The sequence below is a fragment of the Streptomyces sp. NPDC005799 genome (genome assembly GCF_040630525.1).
Classification (GTDB): Bacteria; Actinomycetota; Actinomycetes; order Streptomycetales; family Streptomycetaceae; genus Streptomyces; species Streptomyces griseorubiginosus_B.
The window spans coordinates 64,554-72,098 of the sequence record NZ_JBEXXQ010000058.1; the positions used below are offsets into that span (position 1 = coordinate 64,554).

The 7,545-nt window shown below is 71.5% G+C and carries 6 protein-coding genes and 1 pseudogene; 1 reads left to right on the plus strand and 6 read right to left on the minus strand.

From position 1 onward, the window contains the following. Positions 1-20: 20 nt before the first annotated feature. Positions 21-605 carry a hypothetical protein gene (locus ABZ453_RS40745; protein WP_359023430.1) on the plus strand — a complete coding sequence of 195 codons (585 nt, stop codon included), beginning with the start codon at positions 21-23 and terminating at the stop codon, positions 603-605. Positions 606-607: 2 nt separating this feature from the next. Here ABZ453_RS40745 and ABZ453_RS40750 read toward each other — a convergent pair whose 3' ends face one another. From ABZ453_RS40750 to ABZ453_RS40775, 6 genes and pseudogenes are all read right to left on the minus strand, one after another. Continuing rightward, the gene (locus tag ABZ453_RS40750; protein WP_359023432.1) at positions 608-1,264 is read right to left on the minus strand and encodes an LUD domain-containing protein; all 657 of its coding nucleotides are present in this window, start codon (positions 1,262-1,264) and stop codon (positions 608-610) included. Beyond that, complete coding sequence (locus ABZ453_RS40755; protein WP_359023434.1) at positions 1,261-2,748, minus strand: LutB/LldF family L-lactate oxidation iron-sulfur protein; 1,488 nt, start codon at positions 2,746-2,748, stop codon at positions 1,261-1,263. Before ABZ453_RS40755 ends, ABZ453_RS40750 begins: the two co-directional genes overlap by 4 nt. Next, on the minus strand, positions 2,745-3,500 hold the full coding sequence (locus ABZ453_RS40760) for a (Fe-S)-binding protein (protein ID WP_359023436.1): 756 nt from the start codon (positions 3,498-3,500) through the stop codon (positions 2,745-2,747). The genes ABZ453_RS40755 and ABZ453_RS40760 overlap by 4 nt, the downstream gene beginning before the upstream one ends. A 72-nt stretch (positions 3,501-3,572) precedes the next feature. Continuing rightward, complete coding sequence (locus tag ABZ453_RS40765) at positions 3,573-5,021, minus strand: rhamnulokinase family protein (RefSeq protein ID WP_359023437.1); 1,449 nt, start codon at positions 5,019-5,021, stop codon at positions 3,573-3,575. Beyond that, positions 5,018-7,057 carry a bifunctional aldolase/short-chain dehydrogenase gene (locus ABZ453_RS40770; RefSeq protein ID WP_359023439.1) on the minus strand — a complete coding sequence of 680 codons (2,040 nt, stop codon included), beginning with the start codon at positions 7,055-7,057 and terminating at the stop codon, positions 5,018-5,020. Before ABZ453_RS40770 ends, ABZ453_RS40765 begins: the two co-directional genes overlap by 4 nt. 55 nt (positions 7,058-7,112) lie before the next feature. After that, positions 7,113-7,545, minus strand: a pseudogene (locus ABZ453_RS40775) (rhamnose isomerase); the annotation flags it as partial.

Below are 7,545 nucleotides of genomic sequence, written 5' to 3' on the forward strand. Positions count from 1 at the left end.
GCGGGCGCTACCTTCCGGGCATGGGTATCTATCTGGTCAGTGTGGGCGCCCGGGAATGGGCCGAAGGCGACGAGGACGAGGACGAGGGCGGCCGTGGAGCCGTCGCCTCGGCGCTCAACGAGGAGTTGGAGCGGCGCGAGCTGCCGCGGTACGAGCCGGTCGAGGAAGAGCAACCGAATGCCTGGTTCGAGGAGAAGATCAGCCCTCCCATGGACGGGTTCGCCGCGCTGTGCCGCGCGCATCTGACGCCCCGGGAACAGGAGACCCTCGGCGAGTGGACTGTGCTGGTGCCCGTGTCGCTGGAGGAGGAGATACATCTGCCGATCGGCTCCGCCTACACCGACACGACCGTGATCGCGGGAGCGCCGCAGGTGCTCGCCCTGGCCCGGCGGTTGTCGGACGTCATCGGACTGCCGCCGGAGGTGCCGCGGGAGCCCGGGAACCTCGGCCTGACGTTCTGGTTCCTCGAGGGTGAGGCGAAGGAACTGGCCGCGGTCCGGCCGGGCCCCTGGAGCGAGGATCTGGACACCGCGTTCTACGTCGCCCTGTACCTGCGTGCCGCCGAGCACTCACTGCGCCGCGGCTGCCCGATGACGTACTGCTGACGCTAGACCTCGGCCTCCTCGCTCACGAGCACGACCTCAAGGGTGCGTGGGCCGTGCACCCCCTCGACCCGGTCCAGCTCGATGTCACTGGTGGCCGACGGGCCGGAGATCCACGTCAACGGGCGGTCCGGGGCGAGGCGTTCGAGGGCTTGGGGCACGGACGAGACCACCTGCCCGGGCACCCTGATGACGCAGATGTGATGGTCGGGAACCAGGGTGATGCGGCGCCGGCCCTGGTCGGGGGAGCCGTCGAGGACGATGGTGCCGGTCTCGGCGACGGCGAGCGCGCAGGCCGTGACCACACTGCCGACCCGGTCGAGCTCGTGCGGGGTGCTGTCGCCGAGATCCGCGATGTGTTCGACCTCGGCCCCCGAGAGCCACTCCGCGTCCAGCCCCGCGGGCACCACCACCGTCTTCGAACCCCGCTCGGCGAGCAACCGGCCGACCAGGGCCGCCAGTTCGCCCGCGGCGCACCGATGCACGATCGCCCGGTAGTCCGCCAGGTTCTCCGCCAGCAGATCGACCGTCTCCTCGACGCTCCGCTCACCGTGCGCGCGCAGATAGTCGCGGGCGACGGCCTCGTCGTACGGCCGCTCGTCCGGTGTCACATCGGCCAGCGCGCGCCGCACCCGGCCCAGGATCCTGTCCCTGCTGCTCACTTGGCACCGCCCTTTCCATCGTTGGTGCGCTGCCACCAGTCCCGGAACGGCTCCGCCGGGAGGGCCGGCAGATCCCGGCTGCCGCTCCACGCCCTGCCCGGTCCGGGCAGGGTCCGCGGATGCAGCCGACGGGTGCGGGAGGCGAGCCGCTGGCCGCCACGCAGGGCGCCGGGGTGGGTGAACGCCCAGCGGGCGGCACGCATGGCGGCCCGCTCGGCGGCATGTCCCTTCGCGGGCTTGAGCACCACCTTGTTGCCCTGCCGTACCGCAGGACCGCCCTCCACCACCCGCTCCCGCAGATGCACCAGCACCTCCGGGATGTCGATCGCGACCGGGCACACCTCGTAGCAGGCGCCGCACAGCGACGACGCGTACGGCAGCGAGGCGTCGATCTCGCTTGCCGTGCCCCTCAGCTGGGGGCTGAGGATGGCGCCGATGGGGCCTGGGTAGACCGAGCCGTAGGCGTGCCCGCCCGCCCGTTCGTACACCGGGCAGACGTTGAGGCAGGCCGAGCAGCGGATGCAGCGCAGGGCCTGGCGGCCGACCTCGTCGGCGAGGGTGTCGGTGCGGCCGTTGTCGAGCAGCACCAGGTGGAAGGTCCGCGGCCCGTCAGCCGTCTCGGAGTCCGTCGTGCCGGTCCACATCGAGGTGTACGGGTTCATGCGCTCGGCCGTCGAGGAGCGGGGCAGCGTCTGCAGAAACACCTCCAGATCCTGCCAGGTGGGCAGGATCTTCTCGATGCCGACGACCGAGATCAGCGTCTCCGGCAGGGTCAGGCACATGCGCCCGTTGCCCTCGGACTCCACGACCACCAGCGTGCCGGTCTCGGCGATCATGAAGTTGGCGCCGGAGATGCCGACCTTGGCCCGCAGGAACTTCTCGCGCAGATGCAGCCGGGCGGCCTCGGCGAGTTCGGCGGGCGTGTCGGTCAGGCCCTCGGGGGCCGGGCGGCCCCACTCGCCCATCTCCTCGCGGAAGATGTCCCGGATCTCGCCCCGGTTGCGGTGGATGGCCGGGACGAGGATGTGCGAGGGCCGGTCCTTGCCCAACTGCACGATCAGCTCGGCGAGATCGGTCTCGTAGGCCCGGATGCCCTCGGCCTCCAGGGCCTCGTTGAGCCCGATCTCCTGTGTGGCCATCGACTTGACCTTGACGACCTCCGACTCGCCGGTCTCCTTCACCAGCCGGGCGACGATCCGGTTGGCCTCGTCGGCGTCGGCGGCCCAGTGGACGGTGCCGCCCGCGGCCGTGACCGACTCCTCCAACTGCACCAGATACCGGTCGAGATGCCGCAGAGTGTGGTCCTTGATCCGCTTGCCGGCCTCGCGCAGGAGCGCCCAGTCGGACACCTCCGCGACCGCCTTGGCCCGCTTGGCGCGGATGGTGTGCGTGGCGTGGCGCAGATTCCCGCGCAGGGTCCGGTTGCCCACGGCTTCGTGCGCGGCCTCGGGAAAGGCCGGCATTCCCAGGTACGTCCCGCTCATACGGCCGGCTCCTCCTCCGTGCTCGCCAGGATCTCCGCGATGTGCACCGGTTTCATCCCCACCTCGAGCCGGGTCATGGTGCCGCCGATGTGCATCAGACAGGAGTTGTCGGCCGCGCACAGCACCTCGGCGCCGGTCGACTCGGCATTGCGCACCTTGTCGACGCCCATCGCCGTGGAGACGTCGGAGTTCTTCAGTGCGAAGGTGCCGCCGAAGCCGCAGCACTCGTCGGCACCGGGCAGTTCGGCCAACTCCAGCCCCTTGACGGCCTGGAGCAGTCGCCGGGGCCGGTCGCCGAGGCCCAGCCCGCGCAGCCCGTGACAGGTGGGGTGGTAGGTCACCTTGTGCGGGTAGTACGCCCCGACGTCCGTCACCCCCAGCACATCCACCAGGAACTCCGTCAGCTCGTAGGTCTTCGGCACCACTGGCGCCAGCGTCGCGGCGAGGGTGTCCCCGCGCCCCTCGGCCCGGGCCCGCTCACCCATCCGCGGATACAGCTCCCGCACCATCGCCCCGCACGACCCGGACGGCGTGACGATCGCCTCGTACTCCCCGAAGACATCGGAGAAATGCCGGGCGAGCGGCTCGGCCTCATGCCGGTAGCCGGTGTTGTAGTGCGCCTGCCCGCAGCAGGTCTGGGCCATCGGGAAGTCGACCTCGACGCCCAGCCTGGTCAGCAGTTTCACCACGGCGCGCCCGGTGTCCGGATACAGCGTGTCGTTGACGCAGGTCAGGAACAGAGCGACACGCATCGCGGCTCCTTGTGAATCGATCATCGGATGAGTGCAGAGTAGTCGGCCCGGCGGGCGCGGGGGAGACCCCGGTCACCGGTCGGCGAGCCGGGCCTGCGCCTCCCGCCACGGCGCCGTGTCGCCCCGCGGCTCGTACCGGGTGAGCGGCTGGGTACGGGTGAGCAGCCGCCGCCCGCTCGCGAGATCGCCGACGAGACCGTGGGCCCGGGCCTGGACCAGCACGTTGCCCAGCGCCGCCGCCTCCGTCGGGCCCGCCACCACGGGCAACCCGCAGGCGTCGGCGGTCAGCTGACACAGCAGCGCGTTCCGGGTGCCGCCCCCGACCACGTGCACGACGTCGACCGGGTGACCCGCCAGCCGCCGCGCGTCCTCGACCGCCCTGCGGTGCGCGAGGGCGAGCGAGTCGAGGATGCACCGGGTGATCTCGACGGGCGTCCCCGGCACCGGCTGCCCCGAGGCGCGGCACGCCTCGGCGATCCGCTCCGGCATCCGGCCCGGCGCCAGGAACGCCGCGTCCCCCGCGTCGACCACCGACCGCAGCACGGGCACCTTGGCCGCCTCCAGCAGCAGCCCGCCCAACTCCGGCTCGCCCCAGGCCCGTACGCACTCCTGCAGCAGCCACAGTCCCATGATGTTGCGCAGATACCGGACCGTGCCGTCCAGCCCGAGCTCATTGGTGAAGTTGGCCGCCCGGCTCTCCTCGCTCAGCACGGGCGCGTCCAGCTCGAGCCCGGCCAGCGACCAGGTCCCGGTGCAGATGTACGCGAACCGCTCCCTGTCCGCCGGCACGGCGGCCACCGCGGACGCCGTGTCGTGCGAGCCGACCGTCGTCACCGGCACCGGACCCGTGAGCCCGGTCTCCTCCAGCACCTCCGCCCGCAGCGCACCCGCCGGATCGCCGGGCTGCCGCAGCGGCGCGAACAGGCCGAGGTCGACGCCCAGCCGGGAGGCGACGTCGTACGACCACGCGCGCGTCCGGGGATCGATCAGCTGGGTCGTCGAGGCGTTGGTCAACTCGGTGCCCTGCTCGCCGGTCAGCCAGTACGACAGCAGATCGGGAATGAGCAACAGCCGCCGAGCGGCCGCGAGTTGGGCGGAATCCCGGGCCGCGACCAGCTGGTACAGCGTGTTGAAGGGCGCGTACTGCAATCCGGTCGCCGCGTACAGCTGTTCGGCGGGCACGGTCGCCCACACCTTTTCGGCGACGCCCTCGGTGCGGGAGTCCCGGTAGTGCACCGGGTTGCCCAGCAGCGCCCCGTCGGCGTCCAGCAGCCCGTAGTCCACGGCCCAGCTGTCGATGCCGACCGAGTCGACCTGACCGGCGGCCCTGAGGCCGTCCAGCACACCCCCGTACAGCGCGAGCACATCCCAGCGCAGCCCCTCCGGAACGCGCACCGGCCGGTTCACGAACCGGTGCGCCTCGGACAGCTCCAGGCTGTCGGGGCCGACGCGGCCGACCATGACACGCCCGCTGGACGCGCCGAGGTCGACCGCGGCGTACGCCTTCACGGTGCCGCTCATCGCAGGAACGCGGCCGCGACGCCGGCGTCGACCGGGACGTGCAGGCCGGTGGTGTGGGTCAGCTCCCCGCCGGTCAGCGCGAACACGGCGCCCGCGACATGCTCCGGCAGCACCTCACGCTTCAGGATGGTCCGCTGCGCGTAGAACTCGCCCAGCTTCTCCTCCGGCACCCCGTACACGGCCGCGCGCTGCGCGCCCCAGCCGCCCGCGAAGATCCCGGACCCGCGCACCACACCGTCCGGGTTGACCCCGTTGACGCGGATGCCGTGCTCACCCAGCTCGGCGGCCAGCAGCCGCACCTGATGGGCCTGGTCGGCCTTGGTGGCGGAGTAGGCGATGTTGTTGGGACCGGCGAAGACGGCGTTCTTGGAGGCGATGTAGACGATGTCGCCGCCCAGTTCCTGCGCGATCATCACCCGGGCCGCCTCGCGCGAGACGAGGAAGGAACCACGGGCCATGATGTCGTGCTGCAGGTCCCAGTCCTTCGCCGAGGTCTCCAGCAGCGGCTTGGAGATCGAGATGCCGGCGTTGTTGACGACCAGGTCGACCCCGCCGAACGCGAGCACGGCCGCCTTGACCGCCTCCGCGATCTGCTCCTCGGACGTCACGTCGACGGTCACGGCGACGGCCTTGTCCGACCCGCCCAGCTCCGCGGCCACGGCGGCCGCGTTGTCGGCGTTCAGATCGGCGACGACGACACATGCGCCCTCACCGACCAGCCGCTCGGCGATCGCCTTCCCGATCCCGCTGCCGGCCCCCGTCACCAGCGCCACCCGGGTCGCCAGCGGCTTGGGCTTCGGCATCCGCTGGAGCTTGGCCTCCTCCAGCGCCCAGTACTCGATGCGGAACTTCTCCGACTCCTCGATCGGCGCGTACGTCGACACCGCCTCGGCGCCCCGCATCACGTTGATCGCGTTGACGTAGAACTCACCGGCCACGCGCGCGGTCTGCTTGTCCTTGCCGAAGGAGAACATGCCCAGCCCCGGCACCAGCACGATCGCCGGGTCCGCGCCCCGCATCGCGGGAGAGTCGGGCAGCGCGTGCCGCTGGTAGTAGGCGGCGTACTCCTCGCGGTACTCGGCGTGCAGCTCCTTGAGGCGGGCGATGGTCTCCTCCAGCGGCGCGGTGGGCGGCAGGTCGAGGACGAGCGGCCGCACCTTCGTCCGAAGGAAGTGGTCCGGGCACGAGGTACCCAGCGCCGCCAGCCGCGGGTGCTCGGCCCGCGCGACGAAGTCGAGCACGACGTCCGTGTCGGTGAAGTGCCCGACCTGCGGCTTGTCCCGGGAAGCGATGGCCCGGACGTACGGCGCCAGCGCGGCGGCCCGCTCCCGGCGCTCGTCGTCGGGCAGCGCCTCGTAGCCCTCGATCACCGGCCCGAACGGCTCAGGCCTGCCGCGCTCCGCCAGGAACGCCTCCGCGGTCCGGATGATGTGCAGCGAGTTGCGCTCGCACTCCTCGGAGGTCTCTCCCCACGCCGTGATCCCGTGTCCGCCGAGCACGCAGCCGATGGCCTGCGGGTTGGCCCCCTTCACGGCCGCGATGTCCAGGCCCAGCTGGAATCCGGGCCGCCGCCACGGCACCCACACGACACTCTCCCCGAAACACTCCGCGGTCAGCTTCTCCCCGTCGGCGGCGCAGGCCAGCGCGATCCCGGAGTCGGGGTGCAGATGGTCGACGTGCGCGGCCTCGACGAGCCCGTGCATGGCCGTGTCGATGGAGGGAGCGGCACCGCCCTTGCCGTGCAGGCAGTAGTCGAACGCGGCGACCATCTCGTCCTCGCGCTCCACGCCCGGGTACACCCCCTTGAGTGCCCGCAACCGGTCCAGGCGCAGGACTGCCAGTCCGGCCTCGGTGAGCGTGCCGAGGTCACCACCGGACCCCTTGACCCACATCAACTCGACGTCACCACCGGTCACGGGATCGGTCTCGGTGCCCTTCGCCGAGGCGTTGCCGCCGGCGTAGTTGGTGTTACGGGGATCGGAGCCGAGCCGATGCGAACGGGCCAGCAGGGCGGCGGCTTGGGGGTGGGGTGCCATGAGCGGGTCTCTTCCTTGCTTCGTCGGAACGGTGGGAAAACGCGAGGCGGGGGAGTCAGGCGCCCCAGCCGGCCTGGGTGCCGCCGACTCGTTCGGCGGCGATGCGCTGCTGCCATCCGGAGCGGTGGTAGGCGGTGATCGGGTCGGGGTCGAGGCCCATGTCTGTGCGGAGGTCGGCGAGGAGGGGGCGTACGTCGGTGTTGTAGGCGTCCATGAGGGTGGCGTTGGCTGCGAGGACGTCGCCGTCGCGCTGGGCGGCTGCCAGGGCGTCGCGGTCGACGAGGAGGGCCTTGGCGGTGGCTTCCTGGACGTTCATGACGGAGCGGATGATGGCGGGGATCTTGGCTTCGATGTTGTGGCACTGGTCGAGCATGAAGGCGACGTCGGGGCTGAAGCCGCCGCCTCGGATGACTTCGTACATGATGCGGAAGAGCTGGAAGGGGTCGGCGGCGCCGACCATGAGGTCGTCGTCGGCGTAGAAGCGGGAG